The sequence below is a fragment of the Maribacter antarcticus DSM 21422 genome, from assembly GCF_000621125.1.
Taxonomy (GTDB): Bacteria; Bacteroidota; Bacteroidia; order Flavobacteriales; family Flavobacteriaceae; genus Maribacter; species Maribacter antarcticus.
The window spans coordinates 602,387-626,687 of the sequence record NZ_KK211214.1 but is presented as its reverse complement, the minus strand read 5'-3'; the positions used below and the strand labels follow the sequence as shown (position 1 = coordinate 626,687).

The 24,301-nt window shown below is 37.2% G+C and carries 18 protein-coding genes and 1 tRNA gene; 4 read left to right on the top strand and 15 right to left on the bottom strand.

Annotation, left to right across the window (positions count from 1 at the left end; translation table 11 throughout):
• Positions 1-7: 7 nt before the first annotated feature.
• From Q360_RS0119195 to Q360_RS0119155, 8 genes are all read right to left on the bottom strand, one after another.
• Positions 8-1,390: a CsgG/HfaB family protein gene (locus Q360_RS0119195; RefSeq protein WP_027078530.1), complete on the bottom strand. Its 1,383-nt coding sequence runs from the start codon at positions 1,388-1,390 to the stop codon at positions 8-10.
• 10 nt (positions 1,391-1,400) lie between these two features.
• Positions 1,401-1,802: a curli production assembly/transport component CsgF gene (locus tag Q360_RS0119190; protein WP_027078529.1), complete on the bottom strand. Its 402-nt coding sequence runs from the start codon at positions 1,800-1,802 to the stop codon at positions 1,401-1,403.
• Between the two features lie 2 nt (positions 1,803-1,804).
• Entirely contained in the window at positions 1,805-2,584 is a 780-nt protein-coding gene (locus Q360_RS0119185; protein WP_027078528.1) for a CsgE family curli-type amyloid fiber assembly protein, read from the bottom strand.
• A gap of 5 nt (positions 2,585-2,589) precedes the next feature.
• Complete coding sequence (gene csgH / locus Q360_RS0119180) at positions 2,590-2,985, bottom strand: curli-like amyloid fiber formation chaperone CsgH (protein WP_027078527.1); 396 nt, start codon at positions 2,983-2,985, stop codon at positions 2,590-2,592.
• A 21-nt stretch (positions 2,986-3,006) separates the two neighbouring features.
• A complete protein-coding gene (locus tag Q360_RS0119175) occupies positions 3,007-3,534 on the bottom strand; it encodes a hypothetical protein (RefSeq protein WP_027078526.1) in 528 nt (175 codons plus the stop codon).
• Positions 3,535-3,628: 94 nt separating this feature from the next.
• Positions 3,629-4,687: a hypothetical protein gene (locus Q360_RS0119170; protein WP_169734676.1), complete on the bottom strand. Its 1,059-nt coding sequence runs from the start codon at positions 4,685-4,687 to the stop codon at positions 3,629-3,631.
• Between the two features lie 1,025 nt (positions 4,688-5,712).
• The gene (locus tag Q360_RS0119165) at positions 5,713-7,068 is read right to left on the bottom strand and encodes a hypothetical protein (protein WP_027078524.1); all 1,356 of its coding nucleotides are present in this window, start codon (positions 7,066-7,068) and stop codon (positions 5,713-5,715) included.
• A 1,017-nt stretch (positions 7,069-8,085) separates the two neighbouring features.
• On the bottom strand, positions 8,086-10,272 hold the full coding sequence (locus tag Q360_RS0119155; RefSeq protein WP_027078522.1) for a glutamine synthetase III family protein: 2,187 nt from the start codon (positions 10,270-10,272) through the stop codon (positions 8,086-8,088).
• A gap of 191 nt (positions 10,273-10,463) precedes the next feature.
• Here Q360_RS0119155 and Q360_RS0119150 point away from each other — a divergent pair, with 191 nt between their 5' ends.
• Entirely contained in the window at positions 10,464-11,480 is a 1,017-nt protein-coding gene (locus Q360_RS0119150) for a glutamine synthetase beta-grasp domain-containing protein (RefSeq protein WP_027078521.1), read from the top strand.
• 56 nt (positions 11,481-11,536) lie between these two features.
• On the opposite strand, the gene Q360_RS0119145 is transcribed toward Q360_RS0119150, so the two are convergent.
• Both Q360_RS0119145 and Q360_RS0119140 read right to left on the bottom strand, forming a co-directional pair.
• Complete coding sequence (locus Q360_RS0119145; protein WP_027078520.1) at positions 11,537-13,126, bottom strand: carboxypeptidase-like regulatory domain-containing protein; 1,590 nt, start codon at positions 13,124-13,126, stop codon at positions 11,537-11,539.
• 15 nt (positions 13,127-13,141) lie between these two features.
• Positions 13,142-14,080 (bottom strand): calcium/sodium antiporter, encoded by a 939-nt coding sequence (locus tag Q360_RS0119140; protein WP_027078519.1) that lies wholly within the window; start codon positions 14,078-14,080, stop codon positions 13,142-13,144.
• A gap of 159 nt (positions 14,081-14,239) precedes the next feature.
• On the opposite strand from Q360_RS0119140, the gene Q360_RS25970 reads away from it, so the two are divergent.
• Entirely contained in the window at positions 14,240-14,398 is a 159-nt protein-coding gene (locus Q360_RS25970) for a hypothetical protein (RefSeq protein ID WP_156950182.1), read from the top strand.
• Positions 14,399-15,133: 735 nt separating this feature from the next.
• Positions 15,134-15,277, top strand: a complete 144-nt coding sequence (locus tag Q360_RS0119130) for a hypothetical protein (protein WP_027078518.1) — start codon at positions 15,134-15,136, stop codon at positions 15,275-15,277.
• On the opposite strand, the gene Q360_RS0119125 is transcribed toward Q360_RS0119130, so the two are convergent.
• On the bottom strand, positions 15,271-15,783 hold the full coding sequence (locus tag Q360_RS0119125) for an adenine phosphoribosyltransferase (RefSeq protein ID WP_027078517.1): 513 nt from the start codon (positions 15,781-15,783) through the stop codon (positions 15,271-15,273). The genes Q360_RS0119130 and Q360_RS0119125 overlap by 7 nt on opposite strands.
• A gap of 239 nt (positions 15,784-16,022) precedes the next feature.
• Between Q360_RS0119125 and Q360_RS0119120 the strand changes: the two genes are divergently transcribed.
• Positions 16,023-16,096, top strand: a tRNA-Arg gene (locus tag Q360_RS0119120).
• Positions 16,097-16,933: 837 nt separating this feature from the next.
• Here Q360_RS0119120 and Q360_RS0119115 read toward each other — a convergent pair.
• The 4 genes from Q360_RS0119115 to Q360_RS0119100 form a co-directional block, all read right to left on the bottom strand.
• Positions 16,934-18,460 carry a DUF1501 domain-containing protein gene (locus tag Q360_RS0119115; protein ID WP_027078516.1) on the bottom strand — a complete coding sequence of 509 codons (1,527 nt, stop codon included), beginning with the start codon at positions 18,458-18,460 and terminating at the stop codon, positions 16,934-16,936.
• 136 nt (positions 18,461-18,596) lie between these two features.
• Complete coding sequence (locus Q360_RS0119110; protein ID WP_027078515.1) at positions 18,597-21,848, bottom strand: DUF1553 domain-containing protein; 3,252 nt, start codon at positions 21,846-21,848, stop codon at positions 18,597-18,599.
• A gap of 15 nt (positions 21,849-21,863) precedes the next feature.
• Positions 21,864-23,243, bottom strand: a complete 1,380-nt coding sequence (locus Q360_RS0119105) for a c-type cytochrome domain-containing protein (RefSeq protein WP_027078514.1) — start codon at positions 23,241-23,243, stop codon at positions 21,864-21,866.
• 624 nt (positions 23,244-23,867) lie between these two features.
• Positions 23,868-24,059 carry a PI-PLC domain-containing protein gene (locus tag Q360_RS0119100; RefSeq protein WP_156950181.1) on the bottom strand — a complete coding sequence of 64 codons (192 nt, stop codon included), beginning with the start codon at positions 24,057-24,059 and terminating at the stop codon, positions 23,868-23,870.
• Between the last annotated feature and the right edge of the window lie 242 nt (positions 24,060-24,301).

The following is a 24,301-nucleotide window of genomic DNA, read 5'->3' as shown; positions in this document are numbered from 1 at the left end:
TATTAATTTATTCAAATTTTTTCCCAAAGCGCCATTCCAAACCCAAACCAAAATTATAGTAAAAGTCATCGCGCACACCATTTACCAAATCATCTATAGCATCCCTATTGGTATGGTTGTTTTCAACATTAATTACCATTGAAAATCTGGAATTTATATTATATTTTAAGGCTAAGCCGTACTGTAAATTGAGTCCAGAAGTATCTTCTGTTAAACTTTCATTTGGTGAGTTAAGGTCAAATATACCCCCCACACCGCCATAGATGTATGGCGTTATCTTATCAAAAGGCAAAAAAGTATAACCCAAAGTTAGATTACCGGTCATGTACTCCTTATAAAAATTTTGTCCGCCTGTAAAATAAAAATAGTCTCCCTTTAAAGCAAGGTCTAATTTAGGAGAAAGGTATTTACCGTACTTAAATCCAGCACCTCCACCTAAAGATTTTTTAGTGAAATCACCATTAAAAACAGGAACATTCCCTGTCATACTAAAACTACTTCTTAAGACCTCACTCGCTTGTTGGCGATTATACAACAACGTAGACTCTTCCTCTAATTTTCTAAGATTATAGAGAGAGACAAGGGAGTCGTTCTCTACAGGTCCTTTTGCAGTGCTCCAAATATTATCTTCTATCCCTTCAATAATCAAAGACTCCACGGCATTTTCAATGGCGTTTTGAATCGCCAATTGAATAGGCTCGTTTTTGGTGATCCCAGTCTCTACCTCTAAAAGACGCTGAAACTTAACATACTTGAAGAGACTGGCGTCCAGTGATTGTGAAAGTATGGTCTTGGAAACATAAACGGTTTTTAATATTTCACCATTAGAAACAGAAACAGCTCTTAAATAAATAGTGATGCGATCTTGGCGGTATTGCGTAGAACCCCCAACTCCAAAATAACGTGCGCCATAGCCACCCGTAATAATATTTGTATCATAGGACATAATACCTCCTTCCAAGAGAATTCCGGCATAAAGCAAAGGCGGTAAATTAGGTTGGCCTTGGGGTGCTCCTGTATACTCCTGCCTTGTTGATCTTATGATGTTCCGCTCATTCAAAAGATTAGAAAGATTTTCGCGCTCTATCGGCGTAAACCATTTAGAATCCTCCAATGCTTTAATAAGCATTGTTGTAGCACCTTGTGGAACTGCCGTACTAAAAGTACTTCCATTTTCAACCGCTTTATATTGTCCGGTCTGATCCTTAAAATTATAAACACCAACGACAATAGGATTTGCTGGCGGTGGCAACGATTTTAAATCGTCCGACTCACTTGTGCTCTCCCCTATCCGAGACGTAGTTGGAGTAACTGGTTGGCTAAAATATGCTCCACAACTGCTAAGCATGGCAAATAAGCCCAATAGGACGGCTTTTTTTAATACGTTCATGTACCTTGGGTTAATTTGGAACAATAATTTGAGTTTGCTCGCCGGTGGTTGTATCCAAAATATTTATGACAAGTCCTTCTCCAGATTCAAAAACCTCCAATAGTAACTCACCTATGTTAAAGGTGCCCGGTTGCAGACCGTCCCCTAACTCAGAATTAAATACTGAGCGAGTCAATTGTCCCAACAGCTGGCGATTAAGACTTTCTTGAAAATTCTGAAGCTCAGAACGCCCATTTTCAAATCCATTATTCTCATCTGTAAATGAGTTTTGTGCATTTGCAGAACTCAATAACCATTGGTAGTTAAAGGTGTTACCTCCAAAGTTTGGATTTATGGGGGTATACACCAATTGCTGTGCATAGGAATGACTGGCCATGCCTATGAAAAAGAATAAAAATAGGAAACGCTTCATAATTAGTATTGAATTGTATTCTGCTGTATTGCTTTATTTTGCAAAAAATATTGATTAACTCTTAGAATTGATTGGTCTACCATCTCTTTGATATATGAAGTTCTTGGATTCAAAAAGAATTGCACGACTAAATCGTCGCCTGCAAAAATTTTCATTTGAGTATTCCCTCCAATCGCTAGCACTTCATCTACTTTAACGATCTTGCTCCCATTTATATTATTGGCGGTGTATGCTAAATAAAACATTTGATAGAAATCCCTACCGGGCTTTGTTTTTGTGCTCTCAAATACCAGGCCAGTTAAGAGATTTACATCTTGCGGCTGGTCGGATGCTATTTTTGGTGCCAGCTCATTTTCATGCACCACTCTAGGCTTCATATCGTCTTCTCCTTCAAAGCCGTTAATGACCACCCTATCTTTCCCAATTACTTTATCGTTCTCATAGATTAAAATAAAAATAATGGTGCGTTGCGCTTCCCCAATAGCAATACTTGTTGTGCTAATATTTTTTCGTTCTCCGGGTTCTATAACAAAGAATTGTTCATCTTCAAATTGTTCTTGGGAGGAATTGTTATTTGATTTTTTTACGATTAGCACTTTGTACCGCAAACTTTTTTTAATGGTCGTTTTGTTGTAAGCGGAAAAGGATATTTTTGTTAGAACAGTTTCCGTTTGTATATCAATTTTGGCCTCTACCTGACTATTGAACTGTGCTTTGGCAAGGTATGGTGTACAACCAAATACTAGTATTATAAAGATAAAATGTAGTCTAGTTAAACACACATTTACTATTTTTTAAAATCTGTCTCGGTAAGGACTTTTTTATGTTGTGCTATTTGCACATTATCCACATCAAAAATAGTAAATACTATTGCTGTGTAATCGTTTGGCTCAAAATTTATTGTGGTACTGGATAATATTTTACTTTCTGCAGGCGCTAGATTAAAAGCACCGCTTTGTTTATTCTTATTTGTATTGCCCGATTGGCCTGTTTTCTCTACACTTAACACATACCTAAAATTCTTGGATTGAGACGTGTTATTTGCACACAAACCGCTAATGCTCACTCTATTATTTTTAATAGGTTCTACGGTAATGGCTGATTTCAACATATCACTTTCTTGTGCCGTGCCAACTAAAGACATTAGTAGCACACCACCTACTACTATTATTTTTTCGAACATAACTACAATGGGTATATACGGTTAATTTGTATTTCGTATAATCAAGCTTTGGGAACCACTGCCCATATTAATTTCCATTTTATCCACGATACTATTTCTCCCGTGAATAACCAAGTTTTGATTATTACCATTTTGTTGTACAGTACGTTGTAATAACTGCTTGTCGTTGAACATATTGTATTCCAAAAGGAGATTGTTGTTCCCATTTTGGGTGACGGAGTAGTCAATCGTTTCTGCTTTTAACTCCAGGTTTATTTGGTTTGAGTTTCCAAATTGATTCAGTTTTACGTTACTGATTGCAGATTGTGTAGCTACATTGGAAGTGTTATTATCTCCAATTTGATTGATAAATACACCGGAATTTGACACATTTATTTCGTTTTGTCCAAGTGGTTCATTGGTTTGTTGTGAAAAGTAATTTAATTGCTGTTGATTATCACTAAAACTTTGGCCTAATTCTTCTTGTTTATTAATTATGCCTTGCGCATTTAAGTTTAAAAACACACCATTAATACATATAAAGAAAATAAATAATTTTAATTTATTCATAGTTTGCCTAATAATATATTTGAATAAAAGTTACGGAACATTTATTCAAATGTTCCGTAACCTAAAATTTTAACTGATAAATATAATAGTCAACTTAGTTACTTTGGGTAACATTGGCTGTATTCATATTACCCGTTTGGTTAACCGTACTAATTTGGCTATTTCCTAATTGATGCACCGTACCTTTATTCATGTTTCCTAGTTGAATAATGGAACTCGTAGAATCAAAACTTCTTGCTTGATTACTAATGCTTTGATCACCTTGATTTACAACATTAATGTTACCGTCACCTGTACTTAAGATGGTAGACATGTTGTTTCCGCCAAACTGATCAACGTTAGCTTTGTTATTGTCACCCATCTGATCAACATCAGACCAATTAGAATCGTTAGCATATTGTCTAACAGTAGCACTGTTACCATCTCCCGTTTGTGTAATGAAGCTTTCACTAGAGTCTTCTAACTGTGTAGTTTTTGCATAATTATTATCACCTACTTGATCTGTGTCAGAAAGGTTTTCATTAGCATCTTGTTTCATTATAGACTTATTCCTAGTACCAGTTTGGTTTGTATAAGCCTCATTATCGTCACCATTAACAGTTACAGTAGAGGTATTGCCGCCAACGTCACCTCTAACCAGATAGCTTTGAGCGGTTTTTGACACATTACCATTTCCAGTTTGTAAAATAGTTGACAAGTTATCGTTACTAAAAGTGACAGTTGATCTAGCAACGTTATCATCTCCTTGTTGATCGATAATACTTTCGTTACGACTACCGATTTGCTTTACGTAAGCATTATTGTCGTGACCTACAGACGTTGTAGTTATTACATTGAATTCTCCGTCTTGAGATCTTGCGAAAGATTTGTTATTATCCCCTGTTTGAACAATTGTTGCAAGGTTATTCTTTACTTTGTAAGGCTGAGAACCAGCTTGCTGTATATCTGACGTATTGTTGTCACCAGATTGAGTCGCATAGGCTTCGTTTTCACCACCACCTTGTTGAAAAACATCAGAATCATTGATATTTCCAGACTGCGTAACTTCAGCTTCGTTAGAAGTACCAGATTGCTCAATATCACTGTTGTTTTGTTGAGCAAAAGCAAATGCTCCAAACATTAGCGCTGCTGCGCTTAAAACTACTTTTTTCATTTTCATAAAATTTAATTATTAAAAAAAATTCAACTATTTCACTACCCGTATCATACGCTTAGAAAAGACCCTAAAAAAAGTTATCAAAGACGTACAATAGTAGTCTTTAACTTAGATTTGAATCGCCAAAAAATGGAAACTCGCTTAAAACTTTTTGGTTGGAAAAAAATCACTTTAAAAAGTGACTGTCGTATGAACGTGGGAGTAATTTATAATTGTTCTCGAGATTAAAAATAAGAACTACATGCATAATTTTTAAAAAAAATCGATGAAATGCGCCTATCTTCGACGTAAACAATTCGAAACCAAAAACTAGGCCTATAGCATTGAAAATTAAGACAGATTTACCTAAAACATAACCAAATCTATTTCACCTTAATACCTTAACAATCAAAACTTTAAACAATATATTTACTAAAAAAATACGAGTTGACCAGTCGTAAATACACAAGTAAGAATTAAGCTATAAAAAAGTAAGAAATAAGATGTGGATTAAAAGAAAAACCCATATTGTAAGCTATCTTCAATTTAGGTCTTGGAATATTAAGGAACAATACAATATCATCCATCCCGTATTTTTAAAGACTCTAAAAAGAGTAAGATTGACCATCAAAAGAAAAAATTCTAAGGAACAAAGCATAGCGATCATCTTTACCCTTTTTTAATTAGGGCTACACAAGTGAATTTTTGGCCCGTGAGCCACTCTTAATTCAATTGCCCACAAGATTGCCTTGTCTACCAATTAAAATGTATTTAAAATAAACCCTACCTTAGAATAGTTATATTTTGAATACTACCCTGGCCTTATACGAATGACCTGCCCCTTAGGTTACGCGCCAAAGCCTTAAAAATTGAGTCCTACAAAAAAAACGATACCCGCTTTTTATAATTTAAGAACAAGAGGGGTGAAATTAAACTAGGTACCACCTAATATAAAACTCGTATTACTGTAAATAAACAAGCGTGAGACTGGTTCAACGACCGATCTCACGCTTAATTACTTAATATAAAGATAATTTTTAAAATTAAAGTGGTTGCATTATAGAACCCAAACTATGCTGTGTAACAGTCGACATGTTTCTGTTCCCATTTTGGTGAACGTTACTGATTCCAGAACCTGCACCATACTGTGTAACAGTCGACATGTTTCTGTTCCCATCTTGGTGAACGTTACTGATTCCAGAACCTGCACCATACTGTGTAACAGTCGACATGTTTCTTCTACCAATTTGTACACCAGTACTTATATGAGCACCACATCCTTGGTCTACCTTAGCGTAATTTCCTGTTCCTTTTTGAGTTACATAAGCCATTGATCCGTTACCTCTTTGCTTAACTCTACTTCTATTCTTATCTCCATTCTGAGACACTTTTAAAAGTAGATTATCACCTTTTTGGTTAACCCAACTCTTATTCTCGTCACCCCCTTTTTGTTTAACAATGGTTTTATTGTCTTGACCAGCTTGAACAATGCTACTGTAGTTTACGTCACTCAATTGATGAACAACTATTTTATTCTTCATATCTTTTTGGTCAATAACACTCTCGTTCTTTTTTCCTCTTTGCCAAACATCGATATAGTTCAATTCGCCGTATTGGTCGATATAACTCTCGTTCTTTTTGCCTCTTTGCCAAACAAAGATTTCGTTTTCTACGCCGTCTTGGTCGATATCACTCTCGTTCTTTTTGCCTCTTTGCCAAACATCGCTATAGTTATCTTTGTCATTTTGGTTGATATCACTCTCGTTCTCTTTGCCTCTTTGCAAAACAACTATACCGTTCAATTCGCCGTCTTGGTCGATTTTACTCTCGTTCTCTTCGCCTATTTGCGCAACAACTATATCGCTCACTTCGCCGTCTTGGTCGATTGTACTCTCATTCTTTTTGCCCATTTGCACAAAATCAATCAAGTTTTCTTCGCCGTCTTGCACTATAGCGCTCTCGTTCTTTTTGCCTCTTTGCCAAACATCGATATAGTTCTCTTTGCCGCCTTGGTCGATAGCACTACTGTTACCAGCAACGTCATCACTTCCAACTTCACTTATAGCGAGTAGTGTTGGTCCCTCTTCGGCAAGAGATTTCTGATTTACCCAAATCCTGTTTCCTGCACCACTCTGGTCTATATCAGAAGCATTATTATACCCCGTTTGCTTGACCTTTGATTTTATATTCTTTTCGGCGTCTTGACTGACAACAGAACTATTTTTATTACCATCTTGCTCTACTTTGGAAATGATACGCTTCATACCTTCTTGCGAAACAGTTGATTCGTTACCATCGCCTCTTTGAATCACATCAGATTTAGTTTCGATTGGTGAAACTTGAGCGAAAGTCATTGTACCTAATAATAGCGCCGAGACGCCTAAAATTACTTTTTTCATTACATTGGTTTTTACTGGTTAAAATACACTTTTGACCATCAGCGAAATAGCGGTTTACAACCAGGGTAATTTTTGAATCAAACCCTCGCTTAAACACCATTATAATAAAGTAGGAATTTATTTATTCACTTCACGACTATAGAGAAAACAGTAAAGCACTTCGCAAAAAGCGCATCTCAACTATTTAATGCTACATCATCAGTATGTTTTTTTTCAACGGATGATTAGCCATAAAATATCTTTAAGCATGTAACCCAAATAACAAAATGTTGTGCGAGTAACAATACTACGTAATATTTAAAAAATAAATATTTGTTGGATAATAAAATGACAAGTAGGGGTGCTTGATTATTTTAAATAAATCCAAAAACACTAACTAAAAAAATAAAATTTCAATAAGTATCAACCAAAATTTGAGGGTCGATTTGTTAAAATTTCATTTTTATATAGCGAAAAAATTAAAATTAATACGCTTTCTGGGCTGTAAAATCCAATTTTCAATATCAACTATTTTAATCCATACATTCTTCGCTAAAGATGTCATATATTACATGATAGCGCTATACCTTTTAGATGAATTACACATTTAGCAGGTTGAAATACAACAATACTATACAATATAATTACGAAGTAAAAAACATATGTACACCTTATGGATTTAACGTTGTTGTTGTTGTTATTAACAACAGAAAATTTACTACCATATTATCAATACCCAATGCTTTTAATTGCCGGAAAAACAAAAAATTAATTCCATACCTGCGTAGTGATACAGTCAAAACATCGGCTTCGTCTCCCCTTAAATAATCGGGTACAATTTTACAAAACACCTTAGAAAAAAGGCCCTTGTCTATATTTTTTATAGCATTGTGAACACCTTCCTTAGCAGCAGAAACCTCATCCTGATTGTATCTTTTTACTTGTAGCTGGAATCCTATGATTGGTTTAAAGCAAAATAAGGGATTTGGGTCAAGCACCAACTTGAAAAACAGCTTAGAAATGAATTAAATTATAAAACTATTTGATAAAAAGTAGCTCGCGGTACTTCGTTAGCGGCCATAGCTTATCATCCATCAGTTTTTCCAGTTTGTCGGAATGTGTTCTAATCACATCAAAATAAGGTTTTACATTTTGGCAATAGGCCTCTGATTTCTTTTTACTATCAATGATGACATTAGCCCTTCGTCTGGCATCGGTCATAGCATCGGTCATTTTTTTAATCTCCACTAAATGCTCTCCTATTTCCTCTATCATGGCCAATTGACCCTCTGAGAATTTTTTATGTGCCGCACCATAAATATCCTTTAAACCCGTAACATTGGCAATTAGCTTATTTTGATATGCGATTGCCGCTGGAATAATAAAGCCATAAACCAACTCATTATACACGCGACCTTCTATTTGTATATTTAAAATATAGGTGTCCAACTCCACTTCTAAGCGCGCACCAACCTCTACCTCGCTCATGACTTTGGTCGCCTTAAAAAGCGCCAAACTTTCTTTGGAGGTGAGCACTTGAAGGGCATCGGGTGTATTCTTATTGTTACTCAGTTTTCTTTTTTTGGCTTCGTTCTCCCATTCTTTGCTATACCCATCGCCATCGAACCTGATGCGTTTGGACGTTTTAATATATTCCCTTAAAATATTAAAAACAGCTTCGTCCTTTTTTAAGTCTTTTTTATCAATAAGCGCATCTACCTCCTTTTTAAATTCTTGTAACTGCTTGGCGACAATCATATTTAAAATAGTCATAGGTTTGGCAGAATTGGTCTTAGCCCCTACGCCACGCATCTCGAACTTATTCCCCGTAAAGGCAAAAGGTGATGTTCTGTTTCGATCGGTATTGTCCAAAAGTATTTCAGGTATTTTACCTACTACATTCAGTTTTAGCTCTGTTTTTTCCTGAGGGGAAAGCTTTCCTTTAGAAACGCCTTCCAACTCATCCAATACCCCGCTTAACTGCGTGCCTATAAAAATGGAAAAAATGGCGGGCGGGGCTTCATTGGTACCTAACCTATGATCGTTACTAGCCGAGGCTATGGAAGAGCGCAGCAGCTCTTCATACCTGTCTACCGCTTTTATTGTGTTGATAAAAAAGGTTAGAAATTGAAGGTTTTTCATGGGTGTAGATCCTGGACTCAAAAGATTTACACCGGTATCTGTAGCCAAGGACCAGTTGTTATGTTTTCCCGAACCATTGATGCCCGCAAATGGTTTTTCATGAAACAGGACTTTAAAACCATGTTTGTCCGCCACTTTGTCCATAACGTCCATCAATAATAAATTGTGATCTACGGCCAAATTTGCCTCCTCAAAAACGGGAGCGAGCTCAAATTGATTTGGAGCTACCTCGTTATGCCTAGTTTTTACAGGCACCCCTAGTTTGGTACATTCTTTTTCAAGTTCGCTCATAAAACTTAGCACGCGACTAGGAATAACCCCAAAATAGTGATCGTCTAGTTGCTGCCCCTTGGCAGCGAAATTACCCACCAAGGTTCTACCCGTTAAAACAATATCAGGTCTAGAATGCGCAAGAGCCTTATCAATTAAGAAATACTCTTGCTCCCATCCCAAGGTGGCGTTTACCTTAGATACGTTCTTATCAAAATATTTTGCAACTGCTGTTGCTGCTTCGTCTACTGCCGCCAAAGCCCTAAGCAAAGGCGCTTTGTTATCCAGAGCTTCTCCAGTATAGGACACGAATATGGTAGGAATACATAAAGTAGTCCCATAAATAAATGCAGGCGAAGTAGGATCCCATGCAGTGTAGCCCCTTGCTTCAAACGTATTTCTTATACCGCCACTAGGAAAACTAGACGCATCCGGTTCTTGCTGCACCAACTGGTCACCACCAAACTTTTCTAAGGCAGTACCATCTGGCAGTAAATCAAAAAATGCATCATGCTTCTCCGCAGTAGCGCCCGTTAAAGGCTGAAACCAATGCGTGTAGTGCGTAGCGCCCATAGATATAGCCCAACCCTTCATAGCTTCGGCAACTTGGTCTGCAATTTTACGATTTATCTTAGATCCAGAAGAAATGGCATTTTTAACGCTTTCCAAAGCATCTTTTGTCAGGTATTGCAACATCCTTTTATCATTGAACACATTGTTTCCAAACAAATCTGATCGTCTTCCTTTTTCCTCAATAGCAATTGGAGTTCTATTATTACTGTCGGCAAGTGCCGTAAATCTAGTTAATGACATATTTATATATTATTAATATCACAAAATTACGTCCTTAAATTATATATATCATAAAACACCCTAAAAAAAATAGGGGTCTTTCTATTTTTTCTTAATTTTTATCGATTTAACCCCTTAAAAATTTATATAACTCAACAAAAAACATATTTTTGCTTGTCTATTTATTATTTTTAAAATAACGACCACACATGATGAGCAAAACAAAATTAGAGTACATCTGGCTAGATGGGTATTATCCAACACAGAACATGAGAAGCAAAACCAAAGTAGTAAATGACTTTGGAGGTACACTGGAAGACTGCCCAATGTGGTCTTTTGATGGAAGTTCAACAAGGCAAGCCGTAGGAGATTCTTCTGATTGCTTATTAAAGCCAGTTGCTATATTTCCAGATCCTGCGAGAAAGAATGCTTTCTTAGTAATGACCGAAGTTCTAAATGCTGATGGAACTGCACATGAATCTAACGGAAGAGCTGGTATTGATGATGATGATAATGATTTCTGGTTTGGATTTGAACAAGAGTACTTTATAATGGACAACGCTACCCAATTACCTTTAGGTTTCCCAATTGGAGGGTATCCTGCTCCGCAAGGTATGTACTACTGCTCCGTTGGTGGGAAAAATACACACGGTAGAGATTTAGTAGAAGAACATGCTGATCTTTGTATTGCAGCTGGCTTAAACTTTGAAGGTATTAACCAAGAAGTAGCTTCTGGCCAATGGGAATACCAATTATTCGCTAAAGGCGCAAAGCTAGCAGGTGATGAAATCTGGGTATCTAGATACTTATTAGACCGTTTAACGGAGCAATATGGGTACTACATAGACTACCACCCAAAACCATTAGGTAAAGATTTGGACTGGAACGGTTCTGGTATGCACGCTAACTTCTCTAACACGATTTTGAGAACTTGCGGAGACCAAGCTACCTACGAAAAAATTTGTGAAGCTTTTCGACCAGTTGTAAAAGAACACATCGCTGTTTATGGAGAGTTTAATGACCAACGTTTGACAGGTCTTCACGAAACAGCTTCTATCAATGATTTTAGTTTTGGTATTTCTGACCGTGGTGCCTCCATCCGTATTCCAATTATTACCGTAGAACAAGGATGGAAAGGTTGGTTGGAAGATAGAAGACCAGCTTCTAACGGTGACCCATACAAGATTGCAGGAAGAATCATTAAAACGGTTAAATCTGCGAAATTATAAAGCGTATTTAATTGGTACTTATACTTAAAATGCCTTGGAATTTCCAAGGCATTTTTTTATTCATCTATAGTTTGTAATGGCGTATTCATCCAATACTCATCAAAGTTATCTGGCTTTAACATGGGTTGGTCTTGAAAAATAGGGCGGTCTTTATTCATGAACAACGTATCCTTTAATACGCTACCGTTAGGCTTTATCTCTTGTACAAAAAATTCTCGGTATTGTTTGTAGGCTTCATAAGTTATTTCATTAACCGTTGATGTCCGCGCCCTATTCTTTATGTTTATTACTTGTAAGGATAGGCGCACATCTTTTTTGCCTATGTATTTTGGGGAATACAAAGTATCTACCATATTCTTAAAGTTATCATCCTTCCTTGGAAACAGTTCTACCTTGTCACCCCGCACGTTCATCTGGCCAAAGGTGATTTGTTTTCCACGAAAAGTTAAAATATAGTTCCTTGCTCTTGCTCCTGATATCTCATGTACAAAATCATTGAACTGGACCACAAAACACCCCCTGCTGCCATTCCAATATACCTTTTCTACATAAAATAAAGGGGCTTTTTGAACTTTAAAATTATTAAAGAAAGAGATGTAATTCGGAAACATTTTTTCAGACTTGCGCTTGTATTCCGTAATAATCTCAAAAACCACTTCAAAACCAATACCATGCCTGCTTACTTGCCCTTTTCGTACTTTACGTTTGTCATCATAAAGGGCGTACTCTAATTTATGAATCGCATAATCCGTTTTGGATATGTATAGCTTACCTATGATATTATTTGGTTGCATTGACTGTTTAAAAGTGATGGCGAACAATTCTTCGCCATCTTGTTTGATGTCATTTTCCCTTTTAAAAGAATGATTACGAATAAAATCACGTTCCATAACATTTACGAAATCATAGGAATTTATCTTATAATTTCGAAGGGCATCATGAATACGTAAAATCGTGAATTCGTTGCCACCATACCCTCTCAAATAAGCATTTTCAATCACTTTTTTGTGATTTTCATAATCATACGCCACCTTACTATCTTCATCTTGTTCAAAAGTTTCATTGGGGCGATAGTCATAAATGCGCACTTTAGATTCTTTTTCGTCATCAGTATCAAAACCACTGTCGACTACCTCTAAAATAGCTTCGTTCAGATTAATGTAATTGTCGTCTTTAATTTGATAATCTCTATAATAACCAACGGCTGAAAAATTTTGTAAAGGGTAATTATTGACGATATTTTCTATAGCCCTACGCACAATCCTCTTGGCTGAGAGCTCGCGTTTCTTTTTGGCACTGACCACGGCTTCATCCAAGGAGACAATACCTGGTTTCAAGTATAGTATATTAATATCGGTATAAGAGAGCCCTTTTAGTTCAAATGCTTTTTTTTCATAACCCATGGAAGAAACTCCAATAGAATCAATTACTTCCAGATAGCTTAAGGGCAAACGAAAACTACCGTCCATATTGGTAATGACCCCTTTTGCCTTACCTATAAGGCGTACGGTAGCAAAAATTATGGGCTCTCCGGTTTTTTGATTCAGTATTTTAGCTTGGAGAAAATCTTGGTCTTGGGCCAAGAGTTTAGCATGTGCACCTAGGACAACTAACAAAATGGAAATATAAAATATAGTTTTCTGCATAAAGAATAGATATTCCTAATGTATTGTAATATACACAAATAGCAAATAAACTCCAAGAAGAATTAAGCCATCGCGCCATCCTAAACGCAAGCCTTTTGGAATAAATACTAAAGGTAGAATCAAAAAAGAAATACCCAACATCCAAAAGATATCATTAGAAAGTAATCCTTGATCCATAACTTTTATAGGCGTGATTATGGCAGTAATCCCAAGTACAGCCAATAAATTAAAAATGTTAGATCCTATTAGATTCCCTAAGGAAATCGCTTTTTCTTTATTGATTATCGCAATGATAGATGCCGCCAATTCCGGAATACTGGTACCCACAGAAACAATGGTAACAGCTATAACCCGTTCACTTACACCAAAATTTGTAGCTAGGCCAACAGCACCCATTATCAATAATTCTGAGCCGCCCCACAAGGCAGTACCGCCAAGACCTAGGAAAAGAGTCGTCTTCCATATGGGCATCATAACGGTAGCCGCTTCTACCTCATCCTCTACCGCCTTTTTTTGAAAGCGCAACAGATAGACTAAAAAGATAAAAAGAAAAGCAACCATTATGATACCTTCGTACATCTGCAAGACACCATCAAAGTAAATAAAGAAGAAAAACAAAAAGGAGGCCAGCATCATTACAGGCCAATCCGTTGTATAAAAACTACGTTTTACATCTATATTACTCAGCAATATCGTTATGGCTAAAACAAGGCCTAAATTCGCAATATTGGAACCTATTACGTTCCCAATCGCTAAATCGGGAAAGCCATTGAGGGCAGCAGTTACACTTACAATAAGCTCTGGGGCCGACGTAGCAAAGGACACCACCGTCATCCCAATTACTATCTTGGGTATGTTCAATTTTAAAGATAAGTCCACTGCCGATTTCAATAGCCAATTACCTCCGGCAATCAATAACACCAAGCCACCTAACACCAGCAAAAAATTCTGCATACCTCAATTTTCAGCAAATATAGTAGAACAATTTGAGTTTCCGGTTGCTATTAAAGGCTTTGAAAATCACATAAAAACAGAAGGTACAATAAGCTTAGGCTACCAAAAAAATTGAAATAAAAAAGCACCCATATAATAATGGAAAAATGAAGGTAAAGAATGATAAAAGGTAATGAAACTACCGTTGAAAACCAATCCGAATATGTCATCAATAAACCAAAAGAGCTAAACAAGGTATCTCATAATACTGTAGAAAACGATATGCTTTTCATTGCGGATAACACCACAAGCCCAATTGCAAGTATTAAAAGCGGCTAGGGTAACGAAAGACCATTTATGCTTATGAATAGCAAAAAGGAACCCCACCAACAAATGAAAAGTTTAAATCCAGATAAACTTGCCTCCATAAGTGCGCTATAGGGACAAGAAGCTATCATAGAAGATGGTAAATAAGGAAAAAATAGCCTTATTCTTATAACCACAAAAAAGAAGTAATACAACACTAAATACAAGCAAATCCTAAAGAAAACTTATCCGTTTTTTAGATAGATTTTTATTTTTATAAAAATGAAAAGGACTTTAACTAGCCATTTTAGAATGAAAACGCCCTAGTAAACTAAAAATAGCATCAAAAACCCTCTAGAAAAATTACATATTAAAATATTTTAAGACACTTATGATTTCAAATTAAAACCTCTTTGTAGTAAATATAAAAAATATTAAAACATACTTGATTATTTAACTTACAGTACTGTATGTAATTGTATTAATTTTATTAATTTCTCTTGCAACTATGCGCTTCTTTTTTATATCTTATTTTGATAATTCATAACAAAAGCTATTAATATCACTAAAAACAATAGACATGCTTAACTTTATAAAACTAGTACTGTATTTAATATTGACGATTGTATTATCCAATTTTTGGAACTAAAATAGTGACCAACTAAAACGGTAACATTGAAGGAAGTTTAAACGTAAAGCAATTAAAAATGCAGCTTTTGCCTCATTTTTAATTTTGTATTTTTGAACATCCAATAAAAATAAACCAACATGTATACCCTTCTGGCTAAATTGAATAAGGCCTTGCTTCCCTCCTACTCAAAACAGCGTTTAGACCTTTCAAAGGCTTCAAAATTACAAATGGTCCTTATTGGATGGCGCTACTTCGTAACTACAAAAGCATTAGATCAGTAAGAAATCAAAGAACGGGTTGTCCAATTTGCAATCTTTCCACGGCCTTTTAAAAATTCCAGTTCTAGTAAAAAATTAAACTGTACGATTTCCCCACCGGCGCGTTCCACGAGTTTTGCCACGGCACTAGCGGTTCCTCCAGTAGCCAATACATCATCATGAATAAGCACCTTATCACCTTCCTTAATGGCATCAATATGCATTTCTAGGATATCACTACCATACTCTAGTGCAAAGCTTTCACTAAACTTCTTATAAGGCAACTTACCAGGTTTTCTCACAGGTACAAAACCCGCTTGTAATTTTTGAGCCAGTATAGGTCCAAAAATAAAACCCCTACTCTCCATTCCCACTACCTTATCAATTTTGACATCTCCAACAAGCAACGCCAATTGATCAGCAGCTTTTGTAAGCGCAACGCTATCCTGCAATAACGGCGTTATGTCCTTGAATAAAATCCCTTCTTTTGGAAAATTTTTTATATCCCTTATATACCTCTTAAAATCCATTTCCTTTGTTGCTTGTGCTAAGTTAAGCTAAAACCTGTGCATAATCCGATACCTCTTTTAGGACATACCGTCCTTAAAACATAGTTCTTTACCAAAGGCTATGTACCCATTTCTTACCTGAACGCGTCCTAAGATCTACCATTGCCATAATAGGGATTTAGGCGCTAACTAAACACTGGTTTATTTTGTGTTAAAAGTAAAAAGAAATATATTTGCAGCCCATTATATGGGAAATAAATGGCCCTGTGGCGCAACTGGATAGCGCATCTGACTACGAATCAGAAGGTTACAGGTTCGAATCTTGTCAGGGTCACAACACTAAGAAACCACATTCCTTTTCGAATGTGGTTCTTTTTTTATGGAAAAATCAAACGGAGTTTAAGTTTTGGCAAAAAACAAAAAAGTAGTACCTTAAGTCTGGTGCATTATTATTTTTGTTAGAGCCCCTATGTAACCTTTTCAGGGTCACATGATTATCAAAGGATTACAGAAACACAGTCCTTTCTTTTGTTATCGATGTTACACCTTTGTAACACAATAAATATAAGCAGGGTATTTTACAATGATGTTTCTACTCTAAAAGTACCTTACAATCAAATTAGATACCCGAACGCGATAAAGAAAATACATGAATGCGAATTGAATATAAAGGTATACTAAAAGTTAGTCGCTGATTCCGTAAAATGAATCTGTAGCACTTTTAAAATAGGCAAACATCCGTTTCTTCTTTTTCTACAACAAATATTCATTCCATATTAAAAGAAAAGTACTGATATTTTTTATCTAAATAAGCTTGGGTCGAAGTTATACCTAGATGCGATTAAACAAAATGATTGACCCTTAGCTTTTATACTTTTAAAAATTATATTCAGATAACAAAAGTAAAGTTAATTTGCTGTGTGGTTTATACCATAAACAATTCTAGGCCAACAGAGTCACCAAAGATTTGATTATTTTAAAATATCCTAGTTATTTTAAAGTCTCTTAAACCAGACTTTACGCCACAACAAACAATCGATTCTCTAGCTTTATATTTCTAGTTTGTTTCCTCTAAAGTTAACATGGCGGCTTTCATGTACACAAATGCGCACCCCATTCTCGCATACCAAAGTGTACCGCTGTTCATTGGTACATAAGTTCTTCTTAAAATTTAACTCAAAATATCCTTAACAACATGGCCATGAACATCGGTCAATCGAAACCGGCGACCTTGATGCTTAAAAGTAAGGCGCTCATGATCTATGCCAAAAAGATGTAATAAGGTAGCATGGAAATCATGCACATGCACAGGATCTTTTATTACATTATAACTAAAATCATCGGTTTCTCCGTGTGTATATCCATCCTTGACACCAGCGCCCGCCATCCACATGGTAAAAGCCTTGGGATGATGGTCCCTACCATAATTTTGGGGGGTTAATTGACCTTGTGAATAAACCGTACGACCAAATTCGCCTCCCCACACTACCAAAGTATCTTCAAGCATACCGCGTTGCTTTAAATCTTTTATGAGAGCTGCATTGGCCTGATCTGTTCTAAGACATTGGGCCTTAACACCCCCGGGGCAATTACTATGTTGGTCCCAACCTTGGTGGTACAATTGAACGAATTTTACATCTTTCTCTAAAAGCTTTCTGGCCATCAAGCAATTAGCAGCATAGGTTCCAGGGTCTCTACTATCCTCCCCGTACATATCAAAAATATAGTCTGGTTCGTCAGACATGTCAGTAACCTCTGGAACTGAAGTTTGCATGCGAAATGCCATCTCGTATTGCGCCATTCTCGCATTGATTTCCGGATCCCCATAGGCGTCATGTTGCACTTCATTTAGTTTTCCCAAATAATTCAGCATTTGTCTTCTATCAGTTCCATCATAATTTTCAGGGTCACTCAAATACAATACAGGATCTTTTCCAGAACGGAATTGTACGCCCTGATGTTCCGTAGGTAAAAAACCATTTCCCCATAATCTGGAGTATAAAGGTTGTCCTCCCATATTTTTTGTTATCAGGGTGATAAATGTGGGTAGATTATCGTTATCGGAACCCAAACCATAACTCAACCAAGAACCAATAGATGGTCGCCCTGCCAGTTGATTTCCGGTCTGCATAAAGGTAATAGCTGGGTCGTGATTTATTTGGTCGGTTTGCATTGATTTGATAAAACAAAGCTCGTCAACCACTTCGGAAGTGTAAGGCAGTAAATCGCTGGCCCATGTGCCTGTTTTTCCATATTGCTTAAAATCAAAAATAGAAGGCGCCATGGGGAAGCTTGTTTGCTTAGCACTCATACCGGTAAGCCGCTGTCCTTGACGAACGGAGTCGGGCAAGTCCTGCCCAAACATATTTTTTAACTTGGGTTTATAATCCCACATTTCAAACTGCGATGGCCCACCACTTTGAAAAAGATAAACAATCCGTTTTGCTTTAGGTAAATGATGTGGGAGACCTAAGCGATTCTTATTATACGACTTCAATAGCGCTTCGGAACTTGAATTGTCCAAGCCGCCGTTTTTGACCGACGCAAAGGCTTTTTCAGTATTCAATAATGAACTCAAAGCAATAGCCCCAAGCCCCATGGAAGTTTTCGTTAGAAAGTTCCGCCGGTCCATTTGGCGCTCTATTTTTTGTAAATCCTTATTTTTTGACCTTAAAATATCATCGTGATTGTGACACATATGTTTTGTTTAAATATCTCCTCCCTAAGCATCCCAAAAGGAAGGTAACTCATTAAGAATGCTTGCTCTATTTCTAATTTTTCAATTTATTTTTTCCTACTTGTGTTCTCCTCTTTCGAAGGGTTTAGAGAAGAGCTTATCTTTTTGTAATTGCGGCATCCGAATTGATTATCGTACTTGCGACCACTGCATTTGCAGCAACCAACGCTTCATCATTATCATTTGAAATCCGGAATTCACCAGAGTTTAGCCAGCCTTCTGCCTTAGATTTCGTAGCCTTGAATTTTTTATATTCCGCTAATTGTAAATCGGCTAATAGGTTTAATTCCCTCTCTTTAATTGTTCTTCCGGTCAACTTTTTAAAGGTATTCGCAATACCTGTTTTTTGGTCCGAGTATTGCAACATTGCGTATCCTAAAACCCTTGACGCTTCTACATACGTAGGGTCATTCATTAATACCAAGGCCTGTAATGGGGTATTAGTTTCTTGACGTCTTACGGCACAAAAAGACCTTTCGGGAGCATCAAATGTAGCAATTGTTGGGTGAGGCACCGAACGTTTCCAAATGGTGTATATACTCTTACGATAGAGTTTTTCTCCCTTATCCTCTTCGTAAGTTGACCCGTTAATTTTCCAGAGTCCAGCCGGTTGATACGGTTTTACACTTTTTCCACCGATTTTACGATTTAAAAGGCCTGATGCGACCAACGCATTGTTTCGCAGCATTTCCCCTGTTAATCTGCCAGATGGTCCCCGTGCAAGAAGTCGATTCGCTTTATCACGCATCAATAACTCTTCGGTTGTCAAAGAAGATTGTCGGTAGGTATTAGACATTACCATCAGCTTGTGTAACGCTTTGACGTCCCATCCAGACTCCATGAATTGAATAGCCAACCAGTCTAACAGTGCGGGATGACTAGGTAGTTCCCCTTGGTTCCCAAAATCTTCTACTGTGCGAACGATTCCCGTTCCAAATAAATTTTTCCAATACCGATTGACCGCAACTCTAGCCGTTAAGGGATTGTCCTTGCTTGTAATCCATTTTGCTAAGCCTAAGCGATTTTTTGCAAGACTATCAGGAAACGCAAATATCTTTTCAGGCGTATTGGGATATACCTGTTCTCCATATTGGTTATACAAACCACGTTCGAGAACGAATGTTTTTCGCGGCTCCTTCATTTCCCGCATTACAGGTATGTCTCTAATGAGTTCAATACTATCTACTTGGATTTTTCGCACTTTTTGAAGCGCTAGCAAGGACTCTCGATATGACTTTGATTCCCTCGCTACATAATATGCTATAAGTGTCGATTTATCTTCTGAATTAAGCTGACTCTTATTTTTTGAAACGAGGGCTTGGAAAAGTTCCGGATTGCCGATTTGACCTATTTCAAGAGCTGTTAGTTCTTTGTTAAAAATCAAGATATCGTCCACCGTAGCACCGCCGATTCCCTTCCCTCTCCATCTAGCTCCAATTTGAAGTCCAGGGTCAGCAGGAACACCTTGCATGCTATATGCCTTGGAATTAAATACGATATCCTTATACAGGTTATCAATTTCTGTTTTGGTCTCCAGTGCCTTTCCATTTTGATAGATATGGAGTCCGTCTGCGGTACTTGAACCATCATAGGTCATGGTAAGTTGCACCCATTTATCTTTGGGCATATCCGTTGTGGCATACTTTACAATGGCGTTACCAGGATGCTGGTGGGCAAGTAAAGCCTCAAGCTTATTATCTCTTATAGCTAAATGATATCCTCTAAAATTATAAAGCTTCGCCCCCACCCCTTTGTGAAAAATAACCCCGTTCTCCAAACCGTTGGGAATAAAAACCTGAATACCGATACTAAACGGTTCGTGTCGTTGAAAAATTCCTGCCTTACCTAAATTAAACCAAGCATCCCCGTCCATTTTTAACCCCTTTCCCGTGTGACCTTTTGTAAAACTCGCATTTTGGTCAATGGCGCCTTGACGTTCCATTTTTCCAAGCTGAAAAGGTGGTAGTCGATTGGCTAATTTACCACTGTTGAAATCGAAATGTGCTTCGCGGTTTTTTGGAAAATCTATTTTCGCTAGGCTTTTATAACTTTCTTCAGACACCCATTCTTGCGCTTTTTCGGTTTCCGTTTTAGCAGTTTTAATTGTGCTTTCCTGTTTTTCATCGATAAGCTTTTCAACGTATGCTAAAAACTCGGTTTGTTCCTTTTCTGGCAGTAATAAAGTCGGTGCGGGCATAGACCCATCATAAGATATTTGTCCCGATTCCTGGATGTTGTTGAAAAAACTATACATTTCGAAATAATTCTTTTGTGAGATGGGGTCGTATTTATGATCGTGACACTTAGCACAGGCCATCGTTAATCCCAAAAATCCTTCACTGACCACATTGGCCCTATCGGAAACATACTCTGAACGAAATTCCTCATCAATGATTCCACCTTCAGCATTCTGTGGGTGCAGCCTGTTGAAGGTTGTTGCTAGAATCTGCTCTTTCGTAGCGTTTTCCATCAGGTCGCCGGCTATTTGCCAATTAATGAATTCATCGTAGGGCATATTTTCATCAAAAGCCTTGATAATCCAATCGCGATACGGTGAAACATCACGATACCGATCTACAGTATACCCATGGGTATCTGCGTAGCGAGATAGGTCCATCCAATCTAAGGTCATTTGCTCCGCATAATGCGGCGAGGCCAGTAGCCGGTCAATTTGTTTTTCGTATGCATTTTCAGAACCATCGCTTGCAAAATCTTTGATTTCTTGAAGCGTAGGAGGCAATCCAGTCAAATCAAAACTCAATCTTCGTAGCAACATTTCTTTATCTGCACTTTTGCTGGGTGCTAAGTTTTCAAGCTCTAATTTGGCAAGGATAAAATTATCGATGGGATTGGCTATTTTTTCTTTCAGCTTTACGTTTGGTATATTCTGTTTTACAGGCGCTAGAAATGCCCAATGGTCCTTGTATTCGGCACCTTCTTCCACCCATCTTACCAGCATTGCCTTTTCATAATCCGTTAAGGATAAATGTGAACTCGGCTCTGGCATCACTATCTCTGGATCATCGCTGAGTATGCGCTCTACTAACAAACTTTTACCAGTGTTACCGGGTACAATGGTATATTTTCCAGGACTATTTTCAGATTCTTTGTACGCTACCTCTGGCGCATGCAATTGCAACCCAGCAGCTATTTTGGCCTCATCAGGACCGTGGCATATATAACATTTATCAGAAAGTATTGGCTTTACGTGTTTGTTAAAGTCGATTTCTTTAGGGAGTTTGTCATATGCCAACTGAACCGTTACCGATAGCTCCGGTCCTCCACAGGAGGCCAACACTATAAGACCTATCAGGTATACTACAAAATAATTACGGTTACGTTGAAACATATTTTTTAACAATTTTTAATTCTTGAAATTTTCGTCCACAATAAATGAAACATCTTCCTTACCCCCTAATACCGCCTTTGCAGCATCCTCAGTTACTTGAGTTCTTGAGAGGTACACCCTTTTCAGTTCAGGTAATTTTTGCAAGAAAGGAAGCGAGGCATTTGAAATTTTGGAGTCATACATGTTTAGAACTTCAAGGTGCGTCAAGTCTCTAAGATAGACAATTCCCCTGTCGGATATAATTGTTTTATCCAGTTCTAGTCGCGTTAAGTTCTTAAACCCGGAAATGACAGAAAGCCATTCGTCGACTACATTAGTTTCAGTGAAAGAAAGCCAAGTGATATGGTTTTTTGCTACGTCTAATGCCCTCAGCTTTTCTCTTGTGAGATCAAGGCCAGTATAACTGACATCTAGTAACGAATTATTTTCTCCAAAGGTCTTTACAAAGAATCCTTCTTGTATAAGAGATGCTATCTGTGTGCTGTCTAAAGGAGCTATCTGTACTTTTTGGTACCATGGACGAGGTGTCGTGTCTAGTCCAAACCTACGCAATAGTAAAGGCTTTATGCTTTTACCGACTTCTACCTGGCTTACCATATTTTCAAAAGATGCACCTTCATCTATCCACCATTCTACGGTCTTAATTTCATCATAGGTTAAGACGCTATTGGTAGGAGGCATGAATTTACTATTATTTTGAGGTAATGTGATTCTTCTAAAGAGCTCACTTTCCCCTGCATTGCCAATTAACAACACTTGGCCTCCATCACCTCCTAACAAAAGGGAATCTGGATGGCTCATATTTAGTCCGCCTCGTTTTACTTCATTACCATGACAGGAAACACATTTTGCATCAAAAAGAGGTTGTATCAAATCGGTATAGACCCGAACGCTATCAGGGTTATTAGACAGAAGCTTAAAACCATCAACGTCTTTAGATGCGAATAGCTTTTGTATCGGCTTTGGAGCATATTCCGTTAGGTAGCTTTCGCCATGGGTAAGATTGGCACCTTTATGGCCTTCAACAGACAACAAAATAATTAAAAGGATATTGAAACCATGCTGTACTGCTTTGTGGTAACTATTGTATTTTCTTTTAACCCACCACCCTACAAAAGCAATGGGAACAAGTGTGATGCCCAACCAGCGATGAAGAAAAATCTTATCCTCTTCATACAAACCTGTTTCACCGAGGTACCAACCACAAAGCGCAGCTGCAAACGCTGCAAGACCACCGATAAACCATGCAATTGGAATAAGGGCATTAAGCGTTTCCTTCCTACGAAAGCTTTCCCACCACTCCAATAGAATCGCCAGCAATATAAAACCAATAGGCAGATGCACAAAAAGCGGGTGAAAACGACCTATAAACGTAGTAAATTCTAATGCAATCATACTTAATATGGAGCTTAACTAATTAGCCTACGGTTATCCCCTACCCCCGTTACGTTGGAAACTAAATTAAGGAATCGTTGACCTTTATTATTGACAATCTAAATCTAAGCATTACCAAACTAATTTAAGAGACAAAAACTAGACAAAACATAAACAAGGCACAAGTTAATACCTGGCACTAGACAGTTTGGCTTGATGAAAAAACTTGAACAAAAAGTTCTCCGAAATAGCCATAAAATTATATCGTTGCGTAAGCGTATGACCAATACTTAACATGATAACCAAGAAACTGTTGTTGGTGCAGGCAGACATGTTAACGAACATTCGAAGTCAACCCACAAAGAACACTAGTTAATTGATGAGACTATCACGAAAACTTTTACTTCAATAGTATCAACAGTTAAAAAATTCTATTTGATTTTGGCATTTACTCCCATAATCTTCAACTTTAGGACGGTTTAAGGAAATTATAATTGCAATGGATGTATCATTAATAATTTTAAGATGTTAATCTAAAACTAACACCAGTTAGTTCCGCATAGCATAGGGCTCAGATTTTTTATCTATCAATAATTGTAGGGACTGACCTCTTCCTAATTGCTACGATTTCATGTTTTCAATAGGCTATAAATACATAGTTTGGAGCATGCGGCCCAGTAAAATAGCAGATGTGTCATGGGCAACATAAAGATTCCCTTCCTTAAGAAAAATATCTATTTCAATAGTGTTAATCCCATTGGCGTAAGCGCTCCAAAAAGGCACTTCCTGTATATAATCATTCTGCGAATGGACTTTAAAAGGATTGAGCTGTGACACGTTGATTGGTTCATCCCACAACAAGAAATAAAAAATAGTGTTTTTACATGGTCTTCATATAATAAATGAAACTTGAACAGGCAACAGCACAAAAAACTAGCTCGTTGCCAAGTCCATACGAATATAAGCTTCCTGTTAATTCTTTATAAATATCATTCAACGATAACCATAAATAGCTATGTGTATCAAATTAGTTGGGTTTCGTTTCAAATAAAATCAAGGAACAGAAAAAAATACGTGAT